Origin of the sequence: Arthrobacter sp. MA-N2, from assembly GCF_000517125.1 — a bacterium.
Classification (GTDB): Bacteria; Actinomycetota; Actinomycetes; order Actinomycetales; family Micrococcaceae; genus Arthrobacter; species Arthrobacter methylotrophus.
Window position 1 is genome coordinate 30,979 of record NZ_KI912157.1, and the last position, 24,703, is coordinate 55,681.

Annotated in this window: 27 protein-coding genes and 1 pseudogene; 16 read left to right on the forward strand and 12 right to left on the reverse strand. The window is 64.6% G+C overall.

Annotation, left to right across the window (positions count from 1 at the left end):
• Positions 1-214: 214 nt before the first annotated feature.
• The 5 genes and pseudogenes from A3M3_RS26365 to A3M3_RS0121705 form a co-directional block, all read right to left on the reverse strand.
• On the reverse strand, positions 215-520 hold the full coding sequence (locus A3M3_RS26365; RefSeq protein WP_155854502.1) for an SOS response-associated peptidase family protein: 306 nt from the start codon (positions 518-520) through the stop codon (positions 215-217).
• Positions 492-689, reverse strand: a complete 198-nt coding sequence (locus tag A3M3_RS29105; protein WP_231497397.1) for a hypothetical protein — start codon at positions 687-689, stop codon at positions 492-494. Before A3M3_RS29105 ends, A3M3_RS26365 begins: the two co-directional genes overlap by 29 nt.
• A gap of 49 nt (positions 690-738) precedes the next feature.
• Positions 739-957 (reverse strand): hypothetical protein, encoded by a 219-nt coding sequence (locus tag A3M3_RS29110; RefSeq protein ID WP_028268089.1) that lies wholly within the window; start codon positions 955-957, stop codon positions 739-741.
• 176 nt (positions 958-1,133) lie between these two features.
• Positions 1,134-1,214: pseudogene (locus tag A3M3_RS28285) on the reverse strand (IS21-like element helper ATPase IstB); the annotation flags it as partial.
• Between the two features lie 130 nt (positions 1,215-1,344).
• Positions 1,345-1,962 (reverse strand): hypothetical protein, encoded by a 618-nt coding sequence (locus A3M3_RS0121705; RefSeq protein ID WP_155854504.1) that lies wholly within the window; start codon positions 1,960-1,962, stop codon positions 1,345-1,347.
• 478 nt (positions 1,963-2,440) lie between these two features.
• Between A3M3_RS0121705 and A3M3_RS0121710 the strand changes: the two genes are divergently transcribed.
• Together A3M3_RS0121710 and A3M3_RS28290 are read left to right on the forward strand one after the other, a co-directional pair.
• Positions 2,441-3,139 (forward strand): MgtC/SapB family protein, encoded by a 699-nt coding sequence (locus tag A3M3_RS0121710; RefSeq protein ID WP_028268091.1) that lies wholly within the window; start codon positions 2,441-2,443, stop codon positions 3,137-3,139.
• Positions 3,136-3,279: a hypothetical protein gene (locus A3M3_RS28290; RefSeq protein ID WP_155854505.1), complete on the forward strand. Its 144-nt coding sequence runs from the start codon at positions 3,136-3,138 to the stop codon at positions 3,277-3,279. The genes A3M3_RS0121710 and A3M3_RS28290 overlap by 4 nt, the downstream gene beginning before the upstream one ends.
• Here A3M3_RS28290 and A3M3_RS0121720 read toward each other — a convergent pair.
• Both A3M3_RS0121720 and A3M3_RS0121730 read right to left on the reverse strand, forming a co-directional pair.
• Positions 3,269-3,514 (reverse strand): hypothetical protein, encoded by a 246-nt coding sequence (locus A3M3_RS0121720; protein ID WP_028268092.1) that lies wholly within the window; start codon positions 3,512-3,514, stop codon positions 3,269-3,271. The genes A3M3_RS28290 and A3M3_RS0121720 overlap by 11 nt on opposite strands.
• A 303-nt stretch (positions 3,515-3,817) precedes the next feature.
• On the reverse strand, positions 3,818-4,456 hold the full coding sequence (locus A3M3_RS0121730) for a hypothetical protein (protein WP_028268093.1): 639 nt from the start codon (positions 4,454-4,456) through the stop codon (positions 3,818-3,820).
• A 402-nt stretch (positions 4,457-4,858) separates the two neighbouring features.
• On the opposite strand from A3M3_RS0121730, the gene A3M3_RS0121735 reads away from it, so the two are divergent.
• A complete protein-coding gene (locus A3M3_RS0121735) occupies positions 4,859-5,095 on the forward strand; it encodes a hypothetical protein (protein ID WP_028268094.1) in 237 nt (78 codons plus the stop codon).
• 36 nt (positions 5,096-5,131) lie between these two features.
• Here A3M3_RS0121735 and A3M3_RS0121740 read toward each other — a convergent pair whose 3' ends face one another.
• Entirely contained in the window at positions 5,132-7,108 is a 1,977-nt protein-coding gene (locus tag A3M3_RS0121740; RefSeq protein ID WP_028268095.1) for a hypothetical protein, read from the reverse strand.
• 442 nt (positions 7,109-7,550) lie between these two features.
• On the opposite strand from A3M3_RS0121740, the gene A3M3_RS27725 reads away from it, so the two are divergent.
• From A3M3_RS27725 to A3M3_RS0121790, 9 genes are all read left to right on the forward strand, one after another.
• Entirely contained in the window at positions 7,551-7,631 is an 81-nt protein-coding gene (locus A3M3_RS27725) for a potassium-transporting ATPase subunit F (RefSeq protein WP_231497388.1), read from the forward strand.
• A 6-nt stretch (positions 7,632-7,637) separates the two neighbouring features.
• On the forward strand, positions 7,638-9,305 hold the full coding sequence (kdpA, locus tag A3M3_RS0121755) for a potassium-transporting ATPase subunit KdpA (RefSeq protein ID WP_035743695.1): 1,668 nt from the start codon (positions 7,638-7,640) through the stop codon (positions 9,303-9,305).
• On the forward strand, positions 9,302-11,428 hold the full coding sequence (kdpB, locus tag A3M3_RS0121760) for a potassium-transporting ATPase subunit KdpB (RefSeq protein ID WP_028268097.1): 2,127 nt from the start codon (positions 9,302-9,304) through the stop codon (positions 11,426-11,428). The genes kdpA and kdpB overlap by 4 nt, the downstream gene beginning before the upstream one ends.
• A 9-nt stretch (positions 11,429-11,437) precedes the next feature.
• Positions 11,438-12,064 (forward strand): K(+)-transporting ATPase subunit C, encoded by a 627-nt coding sequence (gene kdpC / locus A3M3_RS0121765; RefSeq protein ID WP_028268098.1) that lies wholly within the window; start codon positions 11,438-11,440, stop codon positions 12,062-12,064.
• Between the two features lie 57 nt (positions 12,065-12,121).
• Positions 12,122-14,770: a DUF4118 domain-containing protein gene (locus tag A3M3_RS26370; RefSeq protein ID WP_035743697.1), complete on the forward strand. Its 2,649-nt coding sequence runs from the start codon at positions 12,122-12,124 to the stop codon at positions 14,768-14,770.
• A complete protein-coding gene (locus tag A3M3_RS28295) occupies positions 14,767-15,444 on the forward strand; it encodes a response regulator (protein WP_028268099.1) in 678 nt (225 codons plus the stop codon). The genes A3M3_RS26370 and A3M3_RS28295 overlap by 4 nt, the downstream gene beginning before the upstream one ends.
• Positions 15,445-15,666: 222 nt before the next feature.
• On the forward strand, positions 15,667-16,287 hold the full coding sequence (locus A3M3_RS0121780; protein ID WP_028268100.1) for a hypothetical protein: 621 nt from the start codon (positions 15,667-15,669) through the stop codon (positions 16,285-16,287).
• Positions 16,288-16,435: 148 nt separating this feature from the next.
• Positions 16,436-18,412 carry an amino acid transporter gene (locus A3M3_RS0121785; protein WP_028268101.1) on the forward strand — a complete coding sequence of 659 codons (1,977 nt, stop codon included), beginning with the start codon at positions 16,436-16,438 and terminating at the stop codon, positions 18,410-18,412.
• Between the two features lie 999 nt (positions 18,413-19,411).
• Positions 19,412-20,047, forward strand: a complete 636-nt coding sequence (locus A3M3_RS0121790) for a hypothetical protein (RefSeq protein WP_155854506.1) — start codon at positions 19,412-19,414, stop codon at positions 20,045-20,047.
• A gap of 234 nt (positions 20,048-20,281) precedes the next feature.
• On the opposite strand, the gene A3M3_RS0121795 is transcribed toward A3M3_RS0121790, so the two are convergent.
• Positions 20,282-20,485 (reverse strand): cold-shock protein, encoded by a 204-nt coding sequence (locus A3M3_RS0121795; protein ID WP_028268103.1) that lies wholly within the window; start codon positions 20,483-20,485, stop codon positions 20,282-20,284.
• Positions 20,486-20,851: 366 nt separating this feature from the next.
• Here A3M3_RS0121795 and A3M3_RS0121800 point away from each other — a divergent pair, with 366 nt between their 5' ends.
• Entirely contained in the window at positions 20,852-21,556 is a 705-nt protein-coding gene (locus A3M3_RS0121800; RefSeq protein ID WP_028268104.1) for an HAD family hydrolase, read from the forward strand.
• 49 nt (positions 21,557-21,605) lie between these two features.
• Here the strand turns inward: A3M3_RS0121800 and A3M3_RS0121805 are convergent, their stop codons facing one another.
• Positions 21,606-21,866: a hypothetical protein gene (locus tag A3M3_RS0121805; protein WP_028268105.1), complete on the reverse strand. Its 261-nt coding sequence runs from the start codon at positions 21,864-21,866 to the stop codon at positions 21,606-21,608.
• A 241-nt stretch (positions 21,867-22,107) separates the two neighbouring features.
• On the opposite strand from A3M3_RS0121805, the gene A3M3_RS28300 reads away from it, so the two are divergent.
• Positions 22,108-22,332, forward strand: a complete 225-nt coding sequence (locus tag A3M3_RS28300; protein WP_155854507.1) for a hypothetical protein — start codon at positions 22,108-22,110, stop codon at positions 22,330-22,332.
• A gap of 144 nt (positions 22,333-22,476) precedes the next feature.
• Here the strand turns inward: A3M3_RS28300 and A3M3_RS27735 are convergent, their stop codons facing one another.
• Positions 22,477-22,812, reverse strand: coding sequence for a YegP family protein (locus tag A3M3_RS27735; RefSeq protein WP_081737035.1), 336 nt, complete (start codon positions 22,810-22,812; stop codon positions 22,477-22,479).
• Positions 22,813-23,276: 464 nt separating this feature from the next.
• Here A3M3_RS27735 and A3M3_RS27145 point away from each other — a divergent pair, with 464 nt between their 5' ends.
• Positions 23,277-23,603, forward strand: coding sequence for a hypothetical protein (locus A3M3_RS27145; RefSeq protein WP_051423480.1), 327 nt, complete (start codon positions 23,277-23,279; stop codon positions 23,601-23,603).
• Between the two features lie 163 nt (positions 23,604-23,766).
• On the opposite strand, the gene A3M3_RS29335 is transcribed toward A3M3_RS27145, so the two are convergent.
• A complete protein-coding gene (locus A3M3_RS29335; protein ID WP_269317346.1) occupies positions 23,767-23,892 on the reverse strand; it encodes a hypothetical protein in 126 nt (41 codons plus the stop codon).
• 481 nt (positions 23,893-24,373) lie between these two features.
• Between A3M3_RS29335 and A3M3_RS0121830 the strand changes: the two genes are divergently transcribed.
• Positions 24,374-24,586, forward strand: coding sequence for a DNA-binding protein (locus tag A3M3_RS0121830; protein WP_028268106.1), 213 nt, complete (start codon positions 24,374-24,376; stop codon positions 24,584-24,586).
• Positions 24,587-24,703 lie beyond the last annotated feature (117 nt).

Consider the following 24,703-nt stretch of genomic DNA (forward strand, 5'->3'; position numbering starts at 1 on the left):
GCTGGACAGATCTGAAAGCCACGATCAGGAATCCCCTGGTCGACGCCTGGGATTTTCTGACCCAGACCCCTGAACAGATAACCCCCTTCAACTACCCTCTACGCGGTGAACTAGGCCTTGTGAGGCGTAGCGGCGCCACCCATAAGCGGTGGCAGCACAAGCCCACACTTGGCGAGGGCGGGATGGTCGGAGTCCGACGGGGGAGCGGGCATGGTCAGGATCGTGCAGGACAGCAGCTAGGCGTCCGGGTGCGCTCGTCCTCCACTGCGGTGTTGCGCCAGGGCGCGTACAGGCCGGCGAACGCGATGGTGGCGCCGTCCTCCGGCGCGATCTCGTAGCGCTGCTTAGGGTCCGTCCTCTTTGGCCCGGACTTCTTCCACTCCGCGTAGCTGGCGGCCGGGACAGCGGCCCGCCACCGCGGAACAGAGTTCCTGAATGTCGGTTTGTCGACAACGTCCTCGCTGCGGGCATTGAAGGTAGCGAACTTGGATTCAAATGCCTTGGCGAAGGTGGGGATCATGCCCCAGCGGGCAGCGGCCAACGGACAGCTCCCGGCGCACAATGCCGTCGTCACCCAGCCGGCCCTGCAGAAAGGGAACCTGCGTCGTCGGGCGCACGTCCAGATTCGGCGCAGGCTCTCGGATCCCGGCGCGCAGCTGCGCACCGAACTCGAGGCCCAGCTGATTCATGTTGTCGGGGGTAAGCACATATTCGGAGGGGATCTAATCGATTACTGCGCTATCGAAGGTTGGGGCAGTCCTTCCAGACTCCGCCGGAAAGCTGGGACCACATGGTAGCGGTGTCGACGGCGATGCCGATTGTATCGGCGACTCTTCGCGCGGGAAGCGCGGTCGTGAGCTGGTGTCGCACTGCGGCTTCTTTGGTCGAGCGGGGTTTGATTCCCGCGGTCAACAGGAGAAGGCAGAGGTGCGATTCGGTGATGTGGGTGGTCGGCATGAGGCCTTCGAAGAGCCAGTTGACTCCTGGTGCTCGATAGATTGTTCGGCTGACCGGGATGTCCAGGTGACGTCGGGTGAGTTGGGCTTACCTTGGCGAAGCTAAGAATCACGTCCATCCGGCATCTGCCGAGTGTTGCATTAGACGCATCAAAGTTGCAACTAGAACCAGTTGTCGATCAGGAGGTGGGACTTGCCGGTGCCAGAGTCACCGATCAGGCACAGGGGCGCGCCTTTGTGGATCCAGTCCCTGGTCGCGGGGTGTGGATGTGCACGTGCCTCGGGATGCGGCAATCAGGTGAATCCTGAGTTCCTGAATTCCCGTCGGTACTGATTGACCGGGCCACCGACCCTGATCCCAAAGGTGCCGGAAGTGACCGGCGGCGGGTCAGGCGTGTAGGCCGCTTCGCTTGAATCGGCCGGGAATTTCGACGTAGTAGATGGATCCTGCGGCGGGAAAGAAGAAGCGGTGTCCAGCGTGTCGGATTGGCTGGTAGTTGTGTCCGAAGGGGTCATGGACCGTGGCCCGTTCGAGGTGGTCCAGTCCGGCGAGGAGGCCATCGACGTCCTTGAGTGTCGCCGGGTGGGTTACTTCGCCGTCCACGTCCAGAACCCAAGGTGCGTCCGTGACCCTGGCGTGTTCGAGGGAAAGGGTTTCAAACAATCCGCCCAGGAGGGCTTCCAGTGTTGTCGGGTAGAACCGCTGCAAGGGATGGGTCTGCATGTTCCGATGCTGGTTGTTCGTCCAGGCCTGGCGGAGCCAGTTGAATTCCACCGTGCCCAATGAAGGGCCCAGGCGAAGGTTCCTGTCATTGTCCATGGTCAGGCCGTAGTCGTTGCCGGCCCGGTCGAGAATGCAGGCTGCTTCGTCAACGTACTCCAGGTCTTCGAGCATGGCCGACCGTGACGGGTAGTACGAGAAATTACCGTTCTCATCGACTACTACATAGCCGTTCGGAACCGTGGCATCGGGTACTGTCCGTGCGGTGGTTTCAGTGCGTTTCATGGCGTCAGCTCCTGCGGAGGACCGGTCCAGTGCCCGGATGGCCATGGATTCCTTTTTTATGAGATCACCGAATTTTATGAGATCACCGAACGGACTGCCCGCCGTCGGTCTTAATGGTTTCCATATGCTGGCAGGCGGAAATTTAGCAGTCTCTTAACATCGGGGAGCCAACGCTTATCAGGTACCTGTTGAGCCGGCGCGTCCGGCGACCGCATCACCACCGTCCGGCCGAGCCTGCACACCCTCGCCGGCCGTTGATGCAGCCCGGGGGAGCGAGCGAGAGCGGGATGGTCGGTGGCTTCGACCGCGCCCGTTAGGATTCCGTTAATATCCGGGCCCCCGGCGTAGGGATTGTGTTAAGAGGCGCTCCGGAAAGGTTTTTCCGGTGTCTAATCGTCGTGTGGTCCCCTGAAGGGGGCCGGATTGGTCGTGAACGGCGAACCGTTCCCCGCCAGGGACGCACCGATATCGGAGAGACATGACTGACCTGGGCGCGCAGCTTCTTCCACTTGCCGTGGCTTTCGTGCTTTCCTCATTGATCGGCCTCGAAAGAGAACTGCGCCACAAAGTCGCAGGGTTGCGCACCCACGCATTCGTGGGAATGGGCGCGGCTGTCTTCATGCTGATCAGCAAATATGGGTTCGACGACATCCTTGAACCCGGCCGGGTGGTGAACAACCCGGGCCAGCTGGCCGGACAGATCATCACCGGCATCGGGTTTCTCGGGGGCGGCATCATTTTCGTGCGCCGGGAAAGCGCCCGGGGCATCATCACGGCCGTGAGCATCTGGGTGGTAGCCGGAATCGGCATGGCCGCCGGGGCCGGACTCTACGCACTCGCCATCGCAAGCACGGTCGGCGCTTTTCTCATCACGCTCGTGTTCACGCCCATCACCGCCCGGATGCGGCGCAGTCAGGACATTTTCGGAGAGGTCTCGTTGACGTACAGGCAGGGCACCGGGGTTCTTCGTCAGGCGATGGCCGAGCTGACCCGCAGCGGTTGCACCGTCGAAGCCCTCAAAGTGACGCCGGCCACCACTGGAGAGTCTGACGTGTGCGTCTTGATGGAAGTACGCGGACGGGCGAAACTGGCAGACCTGACCGCTGTTCTGATCCAGATTCCCGGTGTCGTCACCGTGCGCAGCGACCCCAGCATCCGCGACAGCACAGATCGATGACCAACGAGCACAACATCGGCAACACACGGCTTGACGCCAGCAAGATGGCCACAGCACCGGTGGGCATTTCGTCAGGGACCGTGGGCAGCCATGCGGACGACGTCGACCTTGGGCGGTGCCACGCGGCGGCTATTCGATGATGTCACGGGCATGCGCATCGAGTCTTTGCTGGCGCCACATCCAGGAACCTAGCCCGGTCAGGGGGAGAAACACCAAGCCGGACACCAGAGCCCCCACGTTGGCGGATGAGGCGGCAATCACAAGTTCGATCACAGCAACCAGGGCCGAAACGATCGTCAGTGACGGTATGAGCCAGGGCTGCCCAGGTAGTACCCGCCGTGCAGGCTCTTGCCCGGAGCGTGAAGTTGTCGACATGCTTGGCCCGATCCTCCGAGGACTCCATGACGATACGTGGACATAGCAACCAGTCCGGCTTGTCTATTGGTTCCGCTTGTCCTGTCCTGATGCCGGCCGAGCAGGGCCGAACAGGAATCGGGACCAAATGATGATCTGGGGAGCGCCAATAATTCCCGCGAAGATGAGGCCCATCCAAGGTCCAGATCATGGGGAACGGGTTCACCGGCCATCCGATGATCGTGTCAACTATTTCCGGCCGGAATGATCTGCAGGCCCTCTCCTGTCCGGTGGGAAGGGAGAGGGCCCGCAGAAAAGCGGGTGTCAGTTTTGTATGCCTGAGGTCTGGAGGTGCCGTCGACGGGGGTCGATCTCGACGTAGTAGATCGAGCCAGCGCCGGGGGCGAGGAACCGGGTGGTGTGGCGGACTGGCCGGTATTCATGTCCGAAGGGGTCACGAACGGTGGCCCGTTCGAGGTGATCCAGCCCTGCGAGGAGACCGTCGACGTCCCTGAGCGTGGCCGGGTGCGTTTCTTCCCCGCCCACGTCCAGGACCCACGGTGTCCCGTTGGCCTTGCTGGCGCGTTCGAGGGAAAGGGTTTCAAACAATTCGGCCACAAGGGCATCCCGGCTTGCCGGGTAGAAGCGCTGCAGGGGATGGGCCTGTATGTTCCGGTGCCGGTTGTTCATCCAGGCCTGGCGGAGCCAGCTGAATTCCACCGGCCCGAACACGGGGCCAAGGCACAGGTTCCTGTCCTTATCCAGGGTCAGGCGGCAGTCGTTGCCGGCCCGGTCGAGGACGCAGGCTGCTTCGTCGACGTACTCCAGGTCCTCGAGCATGGCGGACTCTGACGGGTAGTACGTGAAATCACCGATGTCATCGACCACGACATAGTCTTTCGGACGCGTGCCCGGGACCGTGGCATCGGGTGCCGTTCCCTTGGTCAAGGCAATGCGCTTCATGGTGAATTCATCTCCTGCGAGGACCGGTCCACGGCCCGGGTGGCCATGGATTCCTCCCTTTCATCACATCACCGAACACAGCGGCCGCCCGGTTCTTAATGGATTCCATATGCCGGAGGGCGGAAATTTAGCACTCTCTTAATGAGCCTGATTCCACCCCTTGCAGTCAGCACAGTCTCGCTGGACCATGCCGCTCGCTGCAGTCTTTGTCTTTGAGATTGTGCCCCGCGGCTATGAGGTCGGGAAGCCTGGTGACCACGTACCTGTAGAAGTTTGTTATCTGAACCTGGCGTGATGGCGAACAGGATCGTGGGAATCGCCATTCATCGCTTCCCACGATCCCGCGATGCCAGGCTTTGCCAAGGGCTCGAGCAAGGATGCCAGACATGGCAGAATTCGGCCATGAGTATCGAGCACTGGTGGCCGAAACTGAAGCCATCCACGCGGGAATGGCTGATCGAGAACAATGGCGATGCGGTGCCCGCGGAGGTGGTCGCCGAGATCACGGAAGCTGACGGACCGATCGCTTCCGACGCATGGTGGGCTGGTCGGAGCGGGCACTCGGGGTTCTATTTCCCGGACGAGGCGATCGATTGGATCGAGGCGGTCGCAAACGGAGAGGCGCCCGAACGGCCCTGACACCGGCGTTGCGTCGGCGATGGGGCCTCGGCGCGGTCAGCCGACGTGGACCCAAGGACGCCGGGTGATATCGGGTTCGGCTTCGCGCAGGACTTCGCGGGTCACCGGGGCGATCTCGCCCTCGCCCAGGAACAGGAACTTCAGGAGATTGATGACCGGGTTGCCTTCGGTCCAGCGGAAGTAGATATGCGGCATCAGACCCGTCACGTCGCGGATGTGCAGCAGCACGGAGGCAATGGTGTTGGGGACCACCGGGCCGTGGACTTCGAGGATCTTGTGTCCGTGCCGGGTGATGCCGCGGACTTCAAGTGCGGTTTCGAAGTCGGAAGAATCAACCACGATCACTTCGAGGAAGAGTGCCTGGTAATCGACCGGAATGTGGCTGACCTCGATGGCCGAGGTGAGTTTGTCCCGGTAGGCCTCCGCAGTGAGGCGGAGGGGTTCATGGGCGATGAGCGCAATCGGACCGCTCAGATTGGTGGACATGAATTCCAGCGCCTGCCGGTCCAAATGGACGTGGGTGGCGTGCAGTTCAAAGGAGCGCCGGATCCTGGAAAGCAGGGAGATCACGATGATGCCCGCGATGAAAATGGCGGCGATCCGGATGCCTTCGGGACGCTCGAACATGTTGGCGATCGTGGTGTAGATAAACACTATGGCGATGACGCCGAATCCAACTGTGCGCTTGCGCTGCCTCAAGCGGCGCGCGGAGAGCGTCACCGCCACGGCTGCCGAGGTCATCAGCACCAACACACCGGTTGCGTACGCACCACCTTGGGCGTCGACGTCGGCGTTGAAAAGGAACGTGATCAGGAACCCGATGAGGGTGAAGACCAGCACCAGGGGGCGCACCGCCCGGGCCCACTCTGGAGCCATGCCGTAGCGGGGGAGGTACCTTGGGACCAGGTTCAGCAGCCCGGCCATGGCGGAGGCGCCGGCGAACCAGAGGATGGCGATGGTGCTCAGGTCGTAGACGGTGCCGAACCCTACGCCGAGATACTGGTGCGCCAGGAACGCCAGGGCGCGGCCGTCGGCCTGGCCGCCGGGCTGGAATTCCTGCTCCGGGATCAGCACAACGGTGATGAAACTGGTAGTGATCAGGAAGGCACTCATGATGACCGCTGCCGTTGTCAGGAGCCGGCGGGTTCCCTTGATCCGTCCGACGGGGTTTTCCTCGGTGTCTGTTTCGGAGCCGCGGATCTGCGGCATGACAGCGACGCCGGTCTCGAAACCGGACATGCCTAGCGCCAGTTTGGGGAAAACCACCAAGGCAATGCCGACCACCATCAGCGGGTTTCCGTGGGAGGTGGACAGCGCCGTCCACCAGTCGGTGACGGCTGCGGGATAGGCAACGACTTCAGCCATTGTGACCACCACGAGCACGACGTTCAAGCCCAGATACAGGACGACGAGGGTAACGGCGACCCCGATCGCTTCCTTGAATCCTCGAAGGAACACGGCGGCGAGCAACGCCAGCAGGAACAGCGTGACCGCGACATTTTGGCCTTGCAACCAGCCGGGTGCTATCGGGTTCTGGATCAGGTGGGCAGTGGCATCTGCTGCGGATAGGGTCATGGTGATCATGAAGTCTGTCGCGGCGAAGCCCAGCAGCACCAGGACGAAGAATTTGCCGGTCCAGCGCGGCATCAGGCGCTCCAGCATGGCGATGGATCCCTCACCGCGGTGGCTTTCGCCTGCCACCCGGTGGTAGACCGGAAGGGCGCCAAGCAAAGTGAGGCCAACCAGTACCAAGGTGGCGATCGGGGAAATCACTCCCGCGGCCAGTACCGCAATGGCCGGCGCGTAACCCAGGCTGGAGAAGTAGTCGACGCCGGTGAGGCACATGACCTGCCACCAGGAATGCTTCTTCAAGTGGGCGTCGCTCGCCGCGCCCGGGCCTTGGTGGATTCCTTTGGAGTCCTGCAGCCCGAAAAGCAGCCACGTCCGCAGGGACGCCATGCCCCCCGGTCGTGGTGCTGAAGGATCCGCCGGTGGCCTGCTCAAGGTAGTCATGGTGTCCTTTCAGCGCGACGCACAACACCGCGATCATCGCTGAAGATAACACCGGCCACCAAGCTTTCACCCCAGGCGGGGTCGATCTTGATGAATCCTTAACGTCCATGACCCGGAAACGACATCGGCGCAGCCGAACGGCTGGCCTGCGTCGGTTCCAGCTACCCGGGCACCGAACCCGTCGCACCTGTTAAGAAGCCGTCAAGATTCAACCCTGCCGCATTAAGAAACCGTTAGGACGGCCCTTTTCCTGCCCGCAAAGGAGTTGACTGGCAGCAGCCCCGCAAACGGGGCACGGATGAAAGGACGTTCCAGTGGCCGACGTGGCTGTTGTGGGGATTTTCGTGGTGTCCATGGGGATCGTGATGTGGATAGCCCACCTTCTGGGCAAAATGGTCGACGGCGACGGGCCGGTGAACGGGCAGTGAGCGCGGACGCGGTGATGTGGTTGGTCCTGTTCATCGCAGGCCTGTGTCTCTTCGGCTACCTGTTGGCCGTACTGATCCATCCGGAAAAGTGGTGATACCGGATGGTGTTCAGTACTGCCTCCTTCATCACGCAAGTCGCTATCCTCTTACTGCTGTTCGTTCTGCTGCACAAACCGCTGGGCGTCTACCTCGCCCGCGTCTTCGAGGGAAAGAAATCGACCCGCGTTGAGCGGCTGTTCTACCGGCTGTCCGGCGTAGACCCAAATACCGAACAGAGCTGGTCCATCTACCTGCGCAGCGTCCTGGTCTTCTCCGCCGTGTCCATCCTGGTGGTGTTCCTGCTCCAGCGGCTCCAAGGCCTGCTGCCCGGAAGCAACTCCCTGCCCGGAGTTGATCCGTGGATCGCCATGAACACGGCCATCTCCTTTGCCACCAACACCAACTGGCAGACGTACGTCCCCGAAGCCACCGTGGGAATCTTCGTGCAGATGTGCCTGCTGGCCGTGCAGAACTTCCTCTCTGCCGCCGTCGGAATCGTGGTGGTCGTCGCCTTGATCCGCGGCATCGCCCGGACCCGGACGGACAGGCTGGGGAACTTCTGGGTGGACTTGGCCCGTACCTCGTTTCGCGTGCTGCTCCCGATGGCGACCCTCGTGGCCATCGTGATGGTCATCGGCGGCGTGGTCCAGAATTTCTGGTCCACCGAAGTCATCAACCAAGCCGCGGGTGTCACCCAGACGATCCCCGGCGGACCGGTGGCCTCCCAGGAAGCCATCAAGGAACTCGGTACCAACGGCGGCGGCTTCTTCAACGCCAACTCTGCCCATCCCTTTGAGAATCCGAACGTCTTCATCAGCCTGTTCGAAGTCTTCCTGCTCCTGCTCATCCCCTTTGCTTTGCCGTACGCCTACGGCCGGATGGTGGGGGACCAGCGGCAGGGGTACACGGTGGTCGCTGTCATGGGCACCCTCTGGCTGACGTCCACGGCACTGATGGGCTGGGCCGTTGCCGGCGCACAAGGAACCGCAACCGCTGCTGCCGGAGGTCTGGGAGAGGGATTTGAACAACGTCTGGCCCCCGCCACGAGCTCCATCTTTGCCACGGCCACCACGCTGACGTCCACCGGTGCGGTCAACGTCGCCCACGATTCCCTGCCGCCCCTGGCGGGCGGAGTCGCCATGGTGAACATGATGCTAGGTGAAGTGGCCCCGGGCGGCACGGGATCCGGCCTCTATGGCATGCTCATCCTCGCGATCGTCTCGGTGTTCATCGCCGGGCTCATGGTGGGCCGGACTCCGGAGTTCCTGGGCAAGAAGATCGGGCCCCGGGAAATGAAGCTCGCGGCCATGTATATCCTCGTGACACCTACCGTGGTGCTGGCGCTGGCCGGGATCACCGTCCTGCTTCCGGATGCCGTGGCCAACGCACCTGCCTCCGGACCGCACCAGTTCAGCGAGGTGCTCTATGCCTTCACCTCCGGAGCCAACAACAACGGCTCGGCCTTCGCCGGGATCACCACCTCCGGCCCCTTCCTGTCCGTGATGCTTGGAATCGACATGCTGCTGGGCCGCTATTTGCCCATGGTCCTCGTGCTGGCCTTGGCGGGTTCCCTGGCCAAACAACCCAAGATCCCGGCGTCGTCCGGCACCGTCCCGACCCACGGCTGGCTCTTCGGCTCCCTGCTGCTTGGCGTCACAGTGATCATGACGGCCCTGAGCTACTTCCCGGCCCTCGCTCTGGGCCCCCTCGCAGAAGGACTCCTCAAATGACCCCGTCACAGACGGACACGGCCGCACAAACTTACGCGGACGGCAACCCCCTCGGTACACCGGGGGAGCACAAACACCACACTAAGGCGCCAGCCAAGCTGGACCTTGCCAGCATCCGGACCGCCCTCCCCGTTGCAGTGCGGAAGCTGGCCCCGCGCCAGATGATCCATTCTCCGGTGATGTTCACCGTGCTGGTCGGTGCGGCTCTTTGCACGGCCATCTGCATCTTCAAACCGGCCGTGTTCGGCATCGCGGTGACAGTCTGGCTTTGGCTGACGGTGCTCTTCGGGACCTTGTCGGAGGCCATCGCCGAGGGCCGGGGCAAGGCCCAGGCGGACAGCCTCCGGGCCAGCCGGAAAGGCGTTGTCGCCAGGCTTCGGCTGGAGGACGGCACCCTCAAAGAGGTGCCGGGAACGGAACTGCGGAAGAACGACGTCGTCATTTGCGAAGCCGGGGACGTCATCCCCTCCGACGGCGAAATCATCGAGGGCCTGGCGAGCGTGGACGAATCCACCATCACTGGTGAATCGGCGCCCGTCATCCGCGAATCCGGCGGCGACCGCTCCTCGGTGACCGGGGGCACCAAGGTCCTCTCGGACCGCATCGCCGTCCGCATCACCGCCGAGGCCGGGGAAACGTTCATTGACCGGATGATCAAGCTCGTGGAAGGCGCCGTCCGGCAAAAGACGCCCAACGAGATCGCACTCCACGTCCTCCTTGTCTCCCTGACCATCGTGTTTTTGGCGGTCACCATGAGCCTGGCCCCGTTTGCCTCTTTGGCGGGCGCAACGCCGTCGCCCATTGTCCTGGTGGCGTTGCTGGTCTGCCTGATCCCCACGACTATCGGGGCGCTCGTGCCGGCCATCGGCATCGCCGGCATGGACCGATTGGTGCAGCACAACGTCCTGGCCACCTCGGGCCGCGCCGTGGAGACCGCAGGAGACATCACCACGCTCCTGCTCGACAAGACCGGCACCATCACCTACGGCAATCGGCGCGCGGTCAACTTCTTCCCCGCCAACAACGTCGACCGGACCGAACTCATCGAAGCGGCCCGGCTATCCAGCCTGGCCGACGAGACGCCGGAGGGACGCTCGATCGTGGAGCTCGCGGCGGAGAAGGGCGTCAGCGGCCCGGACCTGGCTGCGCTCCTGACGAGCTCGGAAGACTTCGCCGTTGTCGAGTTCAGCGCCAGCACGCGCATGAGCGGGCTGGATCTCGACGGGCGGCAGATCCGCAAGGGCGCCGCAGCCGCCGTCGCCAAGTTTGTCGCAGACGCCGGCGGCCACACGCCTGCCGAGGTTGACCACAAGGTGCAGGAAATCTCCGCCCAGGGCGGGACCCCGCTGCTGGTCGCCCGGGTCGGCAGCGACGGCCGCGCGGATGTCCTGGGCACCATCCACCTGGCCGATGTGGTCAAGCCGGGCATGCACGCCCGCTTCGCCGAACTGCGGAAGATGGGCATCCGGACGGTGATGATCACGGGCGACAACCCCATCACGGCCAAGGCGATCGCCGCCGAAGCCGGGGTGGATCACTTCGTCGCCGAGGCCACCCCGGAAGACAAGCTGGCCGTCATCAAGGAAGAGCAGGCCGAAGGCCGGCTGGTGGCCATGACGGGAGATGGCACCAACGATGCCCCCGCGCTGGCCGCGGCGGATGTCGGCGTGGCCATGAACTCAGGTACCCCGGCTGCCAAGGAAGCCGCCAACATGGTGGATTTGGACTCGGATCCCACCAAGCTCATCAACATCGTGGGCATCGGCAAACAGCTGCTCATCACCCGCGGCGCGCTGACCACGTTCTCGGTCGCGAACGACGTCGCGAAGTACTTCGCGATCGTTCCGGCGCTTTTCACTGGCACATTTCCGGGGCTTGGCCTCTTGAACATCATGGGTCTGTCCTCGCCGTCCTCGGCCATCCTGTCCGCGGTGATCTTCAACGCCCTGATCATCATCGCCCTGGTTCCGCTCGCGTTGCGCGGCGTCAAATACCGTGCCGTCTCGGCCAACCAGGCCTTGGCGCGGAACCTGGCGATCTACGGCCTGGGCGGTCTCATAGCGCCTTTCATCGGGATCAAACTCATCGACCTGCTTATCTCCCTCATCCCCGGCATCGGCTAGGAGCCCACCATGAACACCCTTCCCGGCTATCTTCGGCAAGCAGGAACGGCCCTGAGGTTCCTGCTCCTGGCCACCGTGGTCCTTGGATTGATCTACCCGCTGGCGGTTTTCGGTATCGGCCAGGCGGTTGCGCCGTTCCAGGCCAATGGTTCCATCGTGAAAGACTCGGCGGGCAAGCCCGCCGCTTCGGCCCTGATAGCGCAGGTCTCTGCCAACGACGCCGGTACCCAGAGTCCCCTGTGGTTCCATGCCCGCCCCTCGGCCGCCAAGTGGGACCCGGGGGCGTCCACCTCCAGCAACCTCGGACCCAACGATCCCAAACTGCTCGACGCCGTCAAAGCCAACCGTGCCGCGATCGCCTCCGCAGAGGGGGTCAAGGAGTCCGACGTCCCCGCCGACGCAGTGACAGCGAGCGGGTCCGGGCTGGATCCGCAGATCTCGGTGGCCTATGCACGCCTTCAGGTGCCCAGGGTGGCCAAGGCGCACGGGCTGAGTCCTGCGACGGTGCAGGCCATGGTGGACCGGCGCACGGTCACCGGCCTTGAGGCCTTCCTGGGGCAGCCGTCCGTGAACGTCACGGAGCTGAACCTGGATATAGCCGCAGCGGCGCCCGCCTCAGCGGCGCCGGCCAAATGAGGGAAGCCCGGATACGCGTGAGGGACCGGCGCGCGCATCAAGTGAAAGAATGACCACATGGCACGGGCAACGCTGCGCATTTTCCTCGGGGCAGCCCCGGGGGTCGGTAAGACCTACGCCATGCTTGCAGAGGCCCACCGGCTGCGCGGACGCGGGGAAGACGTGGTGGTGGCTTTCGCCCTGGATCACGGGCGCAGCGATACCCGTGCCTTGATGGACGGATTGGAAGTGATCCCGCCGCACACCATCGCGTACCGGGACACCAGCTTCGAGGAGATGGACCTCGACGCGGTCCTGGCACGCAAGCCGCAGACCGCCGTCGTCGATGAATACGCCCACTCGAATATCCCCGGAAGCCGCAATCCCAAGCGCTGGCAGGACGTCGAGGAACTTCTCAACGCCGGCATCAACGTCCTCTCCACCGTCAACGTCCAGCACCTGGCTTCCCTCGGTGATGTCGTCACCGCCATCACGGAGGTCCGGCAGGCGGAGACAGTGCCCGACGACGTCGTGCGGCGCGCCGACCAGATCCACCTTGTGGACATCTCACCGGAGCTGCTGCGGCAACGGCTGGGCGACGGGAAGATCTATTCGGCGGACAAGATCGATGCCGCGCTGTCCAACTATTTCCGGCTCGGCAACCTGACGGCCTTGCGGGAACTGGCGCTGCTGTGGCTGGCGGACCGCGTGGACGAAGGACTCGCGAAGTACCGCTCGGAACAAGGGATCGAGGCGAGCTGGCCCGCCCGGGAACGCATCGTCATCGGCCTCACCGGCGGGCCCGAAGGGGAAGTCCTCGTTCGCCGGGCCGCCCGGATCCTCAAACGGGTCAATGGCGGCGACCTGCTCGCCGTACACGTCCGCGCAGCCGATGGCGTGGCCGCGGAATCTCCGCAGGCGTTGGAAGCCCAGCGCCTGCTGGTCAAGGATCTGGGCGGCAGCTACCACACGGTGGCAGGGGAGGACCCGGCCAAGGCCTTGCTTGACTTCGCCCGCAGCGTCAACGCCACGCAGATCGTCGTCGGGATTTCCCGACGCCGGGGCCTCATCGGCCGGCTGACCGGTAGCGGAATCGGCAACCGGGTGGTGCGTGACTCCGGCGACATCGACGTGCACATGGTCTCGCATCCCCTGGGTGGCCGGGGCGTCGACCGTCCGAGGCAGCGGGACCTCGGGCGGGCCAGGGTGATCGTCGGATTTGCGATGGCGGTGGTTCTTCCGGTTCTCTTGCAGCTCCTGCTGGCCGCGAGTCCTTCCCACAACATCGCGACGGCCGTCCTTGTCCAACTGACAGGCTCTGTGGCAGTGGCCTTGGTCGGCGGATTGTGGCCGGCCCTGCTGGGCGCCTTGTGGAGCAGCCTGTTGGTCAACTATTTCTCCACTCCTCCCATCGGAACCCTGACCATCAGCGACCCCGAGAACATCCTGGCGTTGCTGGTTTTCGTGGGGGTTTCAGCCGCGGTGGCCGCCGTCGTGGACGTCTCGGCCAGACGCTCCAAGGAAGCCGCCCGGGCCCGCGCCGAGGCCGCCACCTTGGGTGACCTCACGCGCGGAGCATCGAGCGCGGAGGACACCGTCGAAGGACTCTTGAAGCAAGCGCTGGACGTGTTCCAGATGCGCGGCGCGGCACTTTACAGAGCCACCGGGGACACGGGTGCGGGTTCTGCGGCCGCGGGTACTGGCACCAGCTGGCGCCTGGTCGCCAAGGCCGGAGAGGCCGCAGACCTCCCTCCCGAGGGCGGCGAAAACACCGAAGAGATCGACGCCGGAACCCGGCTGGTCCTCTCCGGCCGCATCCTGCCCGCCAGCGACCGCCGCTTGCTCAGCGCCTTCGGCGCGCACCTTTCGGCCCAGCTCGAGCGGCGGCAACTGGCAGCGAGCCGACGTGAAGTCATGCGCTTGGCGGAGAGCAACACCATGCGCACCTCCATCCTGCGCGCCGTGTCCCATGACTTGCGGACTCCGCTGGCCGGGATCAAATTGGCCGTGGGCGGCCTGCGGCAAAGCAACGTCCATTACACACCCGAGGAGGAACAGGAACTGCTGGCAACCATCGAGGAATGCTCGGACCGGCTCGACGTCCTGGTGGGGAACCTCCTGGACATGTCCCGCATTACCTCGGACTCGGTGAACGCCCTCATCCGCCCGGTGCGCTGGTACGAAGTCATCCCGGCCGCCCTCCACGGCATACCGCCGAGGCGGGTGCGCGTCGACCTGCCCGCAAACATGCCGGAGATCGACGCCGACGCCGGGATGCTGGAACGCGTCATCGCCAACATCGTGGAGAACGCCCTCAAGTACGCTCCGGATTCCGATGTTGTGCTGGTGGGAGCCGCGGGCGGCTACAGTTCATCCACCCTGGACGGGAGGCCAGCCGGAGAACTGCGCATCATCGACCACGGCCAAGGAGTCCCCGCCGAAAGCGTGGTCCAGATGTTCCAGCCATTCCAGCGGCTCAACGACGTCCCGTCCACCACCGGGGTTGGCCTCGGGCTCGCCGTGGCCAAGGGATTCACGGAAGCGATGGGAGGAACCCTCACCGCGGAAGAGACTCCGGGCGGAGGCCTGACCATGGTCATCCGGCTTCCGCTGTCCACAGGGCTCGCGTACGAGCACGACACCAGGCAGGCGCCGATGGAAGCGCAATCCGTGCTCCTTCAGCGGGGCCACACACTGCCCCTTCCCACTCAGAAGGGCGCCCGGTGAACCATGTCCTGGTGGTCGATGACGATCCACATATCCTCAAGGCGCTGCGGATCACGCTCCAAGCCCACGGTTACACCGTGACCACCGCCTCCGACGGCGAATCGGCGCTGCGCTCCGCAGCCCAGCACCCGGTCGGCGCCATCATCCTTGACCTGGGCCTGCCGGACATCGACGGAACCACGGTCATCACCCGGCTGCGGGAGTGGAGCAGCGTGCCCATCCTGGTCCTCTCCGCACGGCACGGCTCCGACGACAAGATTGAAGCCCTGGACGCCGGCGCCGACGACTACATCACCAAGCCGTTCGGGCTCGACGAGCTGATCGCCCGGCTCCGGGCCGTCCTGCGGCGCACTGTCGATACCAGCGAAGAAGCCCCGGTGGTGACCACCGCATCCTTCACCGTTGACCTTGCCATGAGACGCGTGACGCGCGACGGCAAGGACGTCCGGCTGACGCCGACGGAGTGGAGCATCCTGGATCTCTTCGTGCGCAATCCCGGGAAACTCATCACCCAGCAACAACTCCTCAGCAAGGTCTGGGGGCCCGCCTACGGCAAGGAAGCCAACTACCTGCGCGTGTATATGGCCCAGCTCCGGCGGAAACTCGAACCGGAACCCGGGAACCCGCGCCACCTGATCACTGAAACCGGCATCGGATACCGTTTCCTGCCCTGAGGTCCTCAGGGCTGCCGGTCGGCCGGTCCAAAGCCCCGCCTCCTGTCGAGCCGCGGTGAGTCCGGATGAGCCGGCGCATCAAGATCACGCAAATTTCCTGCCCTCCTGCTTATGGAAAGCGTTGGGGCCCATTCCGCCCAGGCTCGGCGGGTGGTCTCATGAAGGAAGAGGACCCTGCGGCTACCGTGGCCGCAGTCCGGTCCTTGGCAGGAGCCAACCACAATGAACACCATTCCCCGCCAGCAACCGGACACCCCAGGCCTTCCGGCCCGCACCGGTGACGCCCGGGATTACATCGCCGTCGATGACAGCGGGGACTTTTCCTATCACCGGTCCGAACAGGATCTCCTGGCGGGATTTGAGTACGTCGGGGAAGCGGCGTGCGTCATCGACCGCAGCGGCAACGCCTACCGCCTGGCCCTTGATCCGAACCGTCACCTGATCCTTGCGCCGTCGCTCGGCCCGGTGGAATTCCATTGGCTCCGCCAGGCATGGTTGCATGCGCAAAATACCCACCCCGAAGGTCACCGGCTCCGGCGCTTCTTTCCCATCACCAGGGAAGAGGTGGTGTCGGGTTTGTTCGAAACTCTCAGCCTGGAACACGGGCCAGCGCCGGCCGAGAGTTCATGGTCTCTTGAGATCAACGGCCTTGCATCACACCCGACCAACCTGGAGGAAATCGACCGCCTGCTCGCACACCGGGACCTGACGAAACATATCCGCGTGAAGGACCCCTTCGGGCACACCTACCGTCCGTTGCGGCACCGCAGACACTGGTACCTGCCGGAAACCGCAGGATTCAACCTCTACGTTGAAATTCCGGCCCCGCCCGCGTCTGACTGAATCCGTTCCCCAGCAAACACCCTCATGGCGGCCGCGCCGCCGGCGTTAAGGATCCATCAAGAACGGCGCCGGGTCGGGACCAGCGCCCGGAGGCGGTGTTATCGTCGGCAGTGAAACACGATGGCGGGCATCGCGCGGAGAGGCACAGATGACCACGATGAGCAGGCCGCCTGCTGATCCCTCAGCGGCACGGCCGGGAGCCGGGGACAACCTTAGAAGGTGGCTGCTGTTCGGCCTCCAGGACGCCAAGGGGGTCCACCAGGGACCTGGCGCGGTGAGCGATACGCACCTGAAAAAGCATCCGTGGTGGCAAGTGATGTGCCTGACCGGCGTCGATTACTTCTCGACCCTGGGCTATCAACCGGCCATCGCGGCCTTGGCCGCGGGCGTGATCTCGCCGCTGGCGACCATGGTTCTGGTGGCTGTGACCCTGGTTGGCGCCCTGCCGGTCTACCGCCGGGTGGCCGGCGAAAGCCACAGGGGCGAGGGCTCAATCGCCATGCTGGAGCGGCTGATGCCTCGCTGGGGCGGGAAACTCTTTGTCCTGGTCCTGCTGGGGTTCGCCGCGACGGACTTCATGATCACCATGACGCTCTCGGCGGCCGACGCCACCGCCCACGCGATCCAGAACCCTCTCGTTCCGGCCTGGATGCAGGGCCAAAACGTGCCGGTCACCCTCTTCCTGCTGGCCCTGCTCGGTGCCGTCTTCCTGCGCGGTTTCAAAGAAGCCATCGGCGTTGCAGTCGTCTTGGTCGGCATCTACCTGGGCCTGAACGTCGTGGTCGTGATCACCACCATCCTCGAATCATTCACTCACCCCGTTGACGTGGCCAATTGGTGGGCCGCCCTGACAACCTCGCACGGAAACCCGTTCATGGTGGTCGGGATCGCCCTGCTGGTCTTCCCGAAGCTGGCCCTGGGCCTGTCCGGCTTCGAAACCGGCGTGGCCGTGATGCCGCAGATCAAGGGACGCCCGGGTGACACCGAAGAGAAGCCGGTGGCCAGGATCGAGGGTGCCCGGCGGTTGCTGACAACCGCGGCCGTCATCATGAGCGCCTTCCTCATCACGACCAGCTTCACCACGGTGATCCTGATCCCGGCCCGGGAATTCCAGCCCGGCGGACAGGCCAACGGCCGCGCCCTGGCATTCCTGGCCCACGAATACCTCGGGGCCGGCTTCGGCACCGTCTACGACGTCAGCACCATCGCCATCCTCTGGTTTGCCGGGGCCTCAGCCATGGCCGGGCTCCTGAACCTCGTGCCCCGGTACCTGCCCCGCTACGGCATGGCCCCCGGGTGGGCCCGCGCCGTCCGGCCGCTGGTCCTCGTATTCACTGCCATCGGGTTCCTGATCACCTGGCTCTTCGACGCCGACGTCGACGCCCAAGGCGGCGCCTACGCCACCGGCGTCCTGGTGCTGATGACCTCCGCCGCGGTGGCCGTGGCACTTTCCGCCCGGCGCCGGAAACAGCGCAAGCGCACAATCGGGTTCGGGATCATCGCCGTCGTATTCATCTACACCACGGTGGCCAACATCATCGAACGCCCCGAAGGCATCCGGATCGCAGCGTTCTTTATCGCCGGTATCATCATGATTTCCCTGCTCTCACGCATCCGGCGCTCCTTCGAACTCCACGCCACCCATGTCCACATGGACCGGCAGGCACTGGAGTTCATGTCCTCCAACCTGGACGGGCCGATTGCGATCATCGCCCACGAACCGCTGCGCCTGAGCCCCGAGGCCTACCGCGACAAACTGACCTCCGCCATGGAGGTTAGCCATCTGCCTCTGGACCAGCAGGCGTTGTTCCTGGAAGTGATCGTGGACGATTCCTCCGACTTCGAGACGGCTTTGGAGGTCCGCGGCGTGATCCGGCACGGGTACCATGTCCTGGAAGTCCACGGGCCCGTGGTGCCGAACACGATCGCTTCGGTGCTGCTGCATATCCGGGATGTGACGGGATTGATGCCGCACATCTACTTCCGCTGGACCGAGGGGAACCCCGTCACCAATCTCCTGCGTTTCCTCGCATTCGGTGAGGGCGAAATCGCGCCCGTCACCCGTGAGGTGCTTCGCGAAGCCGAACCCGTTGTGACCAGACGGCCCTGGGTCCACGTCGGCTAAGCGCCGCCGGACAGTGCTGTCATAAGGGCCCCGGGAAGTCCTGTCTCCGCGATGTGAGCGCACTGACGACCTGCCGCCGCACCCGCGACCCAAATGTCAGCCGGCAGACCACCCAAGGGATCCTCTGTCATGAACCGATTGCCGGCGGACCCGCCGCCTTGACCGATGCCTTGACCGACGCCCTCTGTTGCCGGTTATCAGGCTGGACACCGCCGGTATTGCTGCCGATGCCGTTCCGGGGCCATGACCGTGGGCGGTATCTTCCTTTGGTCCCGAACACGGATCACGCACCTCAATCTTGTCAGCGAGGTCGAAATCGCAGCAGAAGCCATCGCCTTTCCCGGGAGGGCAAGTCCCGGGCACCGGGAGCCGCGAAGTGATCGCGTGGCCCCGTGTAAGTGTTGGATGGGACCGCGTGGAGCTCACGATCGGAAGACAGGAGATCTTCTTCGCGGCTCACCCGGGTGTTCCCCAGTTCCAGCGCCGGCGTCCGTGTCTCATCCGCCCGGCCGAGGTCCTCAACCAAGGTCCAGAGTTCCCGCGGGTTGCGCAGTCGGCGTTGCGGGTGCGGTGGATGATGCCGGATCCAAGGCTGCTGCCGGCAACTTCCATTGGCTTTGCCGATCCGAACGCAATCGTGGCTGGATGCCCCGACGTCCACGGCGGCCCGCGCTGCCGGTCATTATCGTGCTGCTTCCTCCCGTGTCCTGTGCGCGTTCGTTTGGGTATGGTCCAAAGCCTCTGTTGGGCTGTTCTTCGCACGGCTAGTGTGACGTGAGGCACATGGCGGCACGCATGATCGAGCCGGTGTGCTGTCAGCGACCAGGAGCGGGGACAAGCATGCCCGGAGTTTCAGACACCTCGGAAGGCCCCGGCACCGTGGCCGTGGCCGTGGAAACACTGGAACGGAAAAGTCCGGTGGTCCATTGCAGCTTGTGTGGGTATGACCGTGATGACTGGCCGCCGCTCCGGTGAGCAGCGGCCAGAGGCGGCGTGGACATGACATCCCCTGTCCGGACCGGAAACACCAGACCGGTGAGGCGTGTGCGCGGCCCCGTTCCGATCGAAGTGCGCCACGGCTGTGCGGATGAGAGGTTGAAGATCCTTGTTTGTCTGGACACCGGTCTGGCCTCGGTCCGGTTGGCCGTCCGCGGAAGCGTGACCCAAAGGAACCTCCCGGCCCTGTACGCGATCGTGCGCCGCACGAATTCGTTCCTGCCGGGAATGGACATTGTCATTGACCTCCGTGCAGCCGATGCAGGAACGGATGTCCTTGACCGGCTTGGCATGGTGGTCCGCGAGGGACTGCTGCCCGAATCAGCCGACCCGGCAAGGCTTCCCTGCCGCCTGCGTCACTGCCAGGGGACCGGACCGCGCTGCCTAAGCCTTGATCCATTGACCGGCGGGGTCCAGAAGGAACCAGGCGGGAATCGAACTCCCCACACACCAAAGAGCAGACCAAAGGAACCCGCGGTGCGTCCGTCCGTGGACAGGCGCACCGCCGGCATCCCGCCCCTTCTCGTCGCATTCCGGATTCCGGTGCAACTGGCGGTCATAGTGCTCGCGTGGATCGTGACGCAGAAAACGACGAAAGATGAAACGCCGGAAGAAGCAAGGCACCCGTTGGTGCCCTGAAGCCGCGCTCATTTCGCGTCGCCCGCCCAGCCTGGCGGACGTAGGTGCCGGTGGCGTATGCCACGGTGCTTCTGCGCTCCATCGGGGGCCGCGACGCTGGGGCCCCACCGGACTGCAGATGAACCCTGATACGGGCAACACTCCGCACTGCCTGACCCCGAAGATCCGGGGGCACGGCTGACCGGGCGTCAGCAGTGCGGAGCGGGCTGATGCCCTCAGTCCCGGCGCAGTGTTCTAGAGCGGGCGGATGTTTTCCGCCTGCGGGCCCTTCGGGCCCTGGGTTATGTCGAATTGGACTTTCTGGTTCTCATCCAATGACCGGTAGCCGCTGCTGGCGATTGCCGAGTAGTGCGCGAAGACGTCCGCGGACCCGTCGTCAGGGGCGATGAAGCCGAAGCCTTTCTCGGAGTTGAACCATTTCACTGTTCCTGTTGCCATCTCTGCTTCCCTCACCACACTCTGTTGCAACCGGATCTAGTGCCGGCGCCTGATCCGGACCCTCGTCCGCTGTCCCCAAGGTACGGGGCAGGACCGGCAGGTGCAAGCACCGGGCCGCGGAAGACACTGTGGGGTGCGGGCTCTTTGTCCCTAAAATGGGTCAAGCCTTGTCCGGCACCAGTCACCACGGTGCCGGCTCCTGCGAGTGAAACGAGCAGCGCTGTGAAAAGTTAGGACGGCGGCACGACGGGCGCCGTTCAAGCCTCCTGCTGCCGGTCGGATCATTCGTGGCCAGGAAACGGTCCCGGCCCCGCCGCCACGGGCGGGGCCACGTGGTTTCAAAAGACAAGGGAAGGTGAATGCCTCATGGAGGAACAATCGAAATCCGCGAAGCAGCGCGGGGTTCTGTTTGATGTGGACGGGACCCTGGTCGATTCCACCTATTTCCACACCATCGCCTGGTGGCAGGGTTTCCGGCAGCAGGGCCTGGACGTTCCCATGTCATCAATCCACCGCCACATCGGCATGGGCGGGGACAAACTGCTTGACCGGCTGCTTCCGCTCGGCACCGATGAAGACGTCCGGCAGCAAATCGAACGCGCCCACGGGGCAATCTTCTCGACCTTCTGGCCTGCCCTCCGGCCCTTCGAGGCAGCCCGGGAACTTCTGCAACGGTGCGCCGAATCGGGCCTCGCCGTGGCATTGGCGTCATCGGCGCATGCCCGGGACCTGCAGGTGCTCCGGGACGTCCTGGACGCGGACGCCTGGATTGACTGCGCGACAAGTTCAGCTGACGCCGCCGAAAGCAAGCCCTCTCCTGACATCCTCCAAGCGGCTCTCGAACGCCTGGAACTCGGGCCCGAAGATGTCGTCTTCGTCGGAGACTCGGTCTGGGATGTCCAAGCCGCGGCACAACTGGATATTGGGACCATCGGCCTCACGTGTGGAGGGATCAGTGAAGCCGAGCTCCGCGCGGCCGGGGCACTTGAGGTCTACCCGGATCCCCGGGCCCTGCTTCAGAGCCTGAACGGCAGTCCCATCGGCGAACTCGCGAACCGACCAAAAGCATAGGATCCCGCCGCCGGGTCAGGCCAACGCCTCTCCGCCGGCCAGGGGCCTGCTAGTCGCCGGGGGTCAGATCGGTCGTCAGCCCGCGGTCATCCGGGGACGCATCGTCCTGTTCTTCCGCAGGTCCGGTGGGATCCCCGGCACCGCCGCCGGATGCCCTGCCCGCGGCGTCCTGTGGTGCCGCCCCGGGACCGTCAGCGGGGCGGCCGTTCCGAAGGGCCGGGGGACCGGCGGGGTCCTTCGGGACCGGATCGGTCTCATTTTGCACGCCGTCGTGGACGGGTTCCTCCTGTCCATCTGTCCGAGCACTCATGTCTGTCCCTTCCCCGCCGGTCTCGACCGGAACGTGTTGGCCCCGAGGGTGTCACACGATAATTCACCCGATTCAAACATGGTCTTCAGCCACCGTCTACAGCACCCGCCCGGGACGTGCGGCGGCAGCAGCCACCCGGCATGCCGCCCCTTCGCCGGCCGGGCGTCGTTGGCCCCGGCCACGGACGGGAATCGCCCTGCCCGGTCTTCTACCCGGGCCGGTGCAGTGGGATGATGCAGACATGAGTGAAAACAAGGAGCCTTCCTCCACGCCGGCCCCTGGCCATCGGATGGCGCCGCGGGCTCCCCTCTGGGAGGACATGGGCAGCCCGGCCACGCATCAAATGCGGGTGGTCGGGCGGCGCCGCAGCGAAGCAGAAGCCAAACTCGAACAACACCTCCACCGGACACCCGAAGCCCAGGCACTACCCGGGGAGCACGGTCAGGGACCCGAGGGTGGCCTCTGACCCGGGCACACCTGTTCCCCCCCGGGGGCCGGTGGCATCAGGAACCGTTTCCACCGGCACGGTTCATTGTCCTCACCCGAGGCGTTGCCGGGAGGATCCGCGTGCAGCCCCAGGTCCGGCGTTCCCCGGGAGGGCGGCCCCGTTTCAGGCAACGCTGGGCAGGCCACGCCGCACTGGAGCCAGCCGCGGCCCCGCCGGCCGGTGCGGGCCGGCGCCGACGGCACGCTGGGGCGCCGCGGAACGGACCTGCCTGACACCGGGGGCCGGCGGGGCGGCCGGTGAACGCCGGTGGGAGACTTCCGGGCACAGGTCCGTGATCAGGCCCATTCCGGCACACTCGCGCACAAGCCCGATGCCCGAAACGACAGCGGGCTTGTCGGGAAAGGACCGGGAGACCGCCACCACGGTTCCATCCGCGGCCTTGAGCCTGAATCTAAAGCACGCGTCCTCATCGATGAAGAGTTCAAACATCCCGGCCATGGCCATCCTCCTGAAAACCAGGCTGCTGCTAACGCCTGGCACGACTTGTCGTCCGGACACCACACCGTGTCCGGCCGTTATGGTCCGGCAAAAGATCGATCCACCGCATGTGGGCGGACCGGCTGAATCCGCGCGGGCCCGGCGGAAGGAATGGCGCGTCGTTTCACCAGCGCCCGTCGGTCGTACCGTTCCCCGCCCCGGCGGCACCCAGCCCTGCGGGCGTGGCGGCTCAGGGCAGGGCACGGGCTGGCCGTCACTATTGTGGCGAGATCCTGTGCTGTTGCGGTGACGTGCTCCAGACCAATGTTGGACCGTCTTTCTTCCGCAAGTGGTCCTGTCAGCTGCTCCGTGAGATTTCACCGTGACGGGATGAGATGACGCGGGTCCTGTCATCCGCGTGAGTGGTAACGGGTATTCTGGATGGAATTCATTCAGGAAAGCCCCCGGCGACGAAGGCGGTAGTGATGAGCGTGAGCCTCAAGGACGAGTGGGACCGGCTCGATTCCGGGACCCGGGCATGGCTTCTGGAGAATCCGGGATGTCTGGTCGTGCCTCCGGCCCTGTCGGCCAAGTTCGGCCAGGACGCACGCGGGGACATGGCGTGTGACCCGCACGGGCAGGTTGTCCTCTCCCGGGAGGACCGCGATTTCATCCGTGAGAAAGCTGAGGCCGCCGGAACATCCCGCCTTCCTGTGACGGAATACCGGTTCTTCGACACGGCATCTTTGCCTGTCGTCAGGAATACGCCGTCTGGAAGGCGCTCCGCAGCGTCGCCGGACGGGGCCCAGTAGGGCACGTTTGCTCAGCGACAGGACGACGAGCACTTGACCGTCACACGCAGCGACCCCGTCCTCCACTAAGCGGGCCTCCGCCAAGCGGGCGGTTCATGCGTGCCCCCCGGGACCGGGATCCATAAGCCGCGCCGGCTGGCGTGGAACGCCTCGGCCTGGCTGGTCAATGTCCGGTCAGTTGCCACAAATCCACACCCATCCGTGCCGCGGTCAGCAGCAACGCTGCAGCTGCGATCCAGACGCCAGCGATCTGCCAGGCGCTGGCCCGCGGCCGCTGTTGATCCTCCATGCTTCTCCTTTTCCCTCGCCCTGTTGGGGGATCCATCCTAGAAGCCAGGAGCGACAGCCTTGCGGCCGCATCCTCCAGGCAGGGGTGCTTGTGTACGTGTTGCCCACAGCCTCTCGCGCCCGGCCGCCCGCCGCTGTGGACAGCCGGCGCCAGGCCATCCACGGAAAAGACCCGGCGTGCCGCCATCTCCCGGGCGAGTCGTCATCCAGGTTTCGGCCACCTGCCGTCGTGGCCGCCGGTGGAACTGCGCATGAATCAACACCACTTTCCGTCGGTGTTGCGACGTTTGTGAGAAACCGCCCAGCTTTGAGCTGTGCGGAGGGCTCCCCCTGACCCCAATGGGCATAACGCGTTCCAAAGCCGGCTGCGCTCCGATCCGGAGTGGCCGGAGTCCGAGCCGCCGTGCTAATCTTCAACATCAGTAGTAGGAGTAGTATCATTACTACTCCTACTACTATCTGGAATTTAGAGAGGCGCTTTGATGACGTCGAGCGTGAAGGACCGCGTCTATGCCGCGGCCGAGCAGATCAGTGCCGAGCGCCGGCCCACCGTGTCCACGGTCCGCGCGGCCGCCGGAGTGAGCAACGCAGACGCCACCCGGTACCTGAAGGAATGGACCGAGGAAAAACAGGCCGCCAGCGGCCAGGTCGCCGCCACCCCCGCAGCCCTGCTGGAACAGGCGGCCCAACCATAGACCAAATGTGATCCACGCAACACCAGCAGGGTGGGCGTATTCCAGCGAGGAGCGGGGCCGACCTCTTCCGCCGCTGTTGATCAGCGCCACCCGGGCCTGGTTGAACGTTTGGATTTC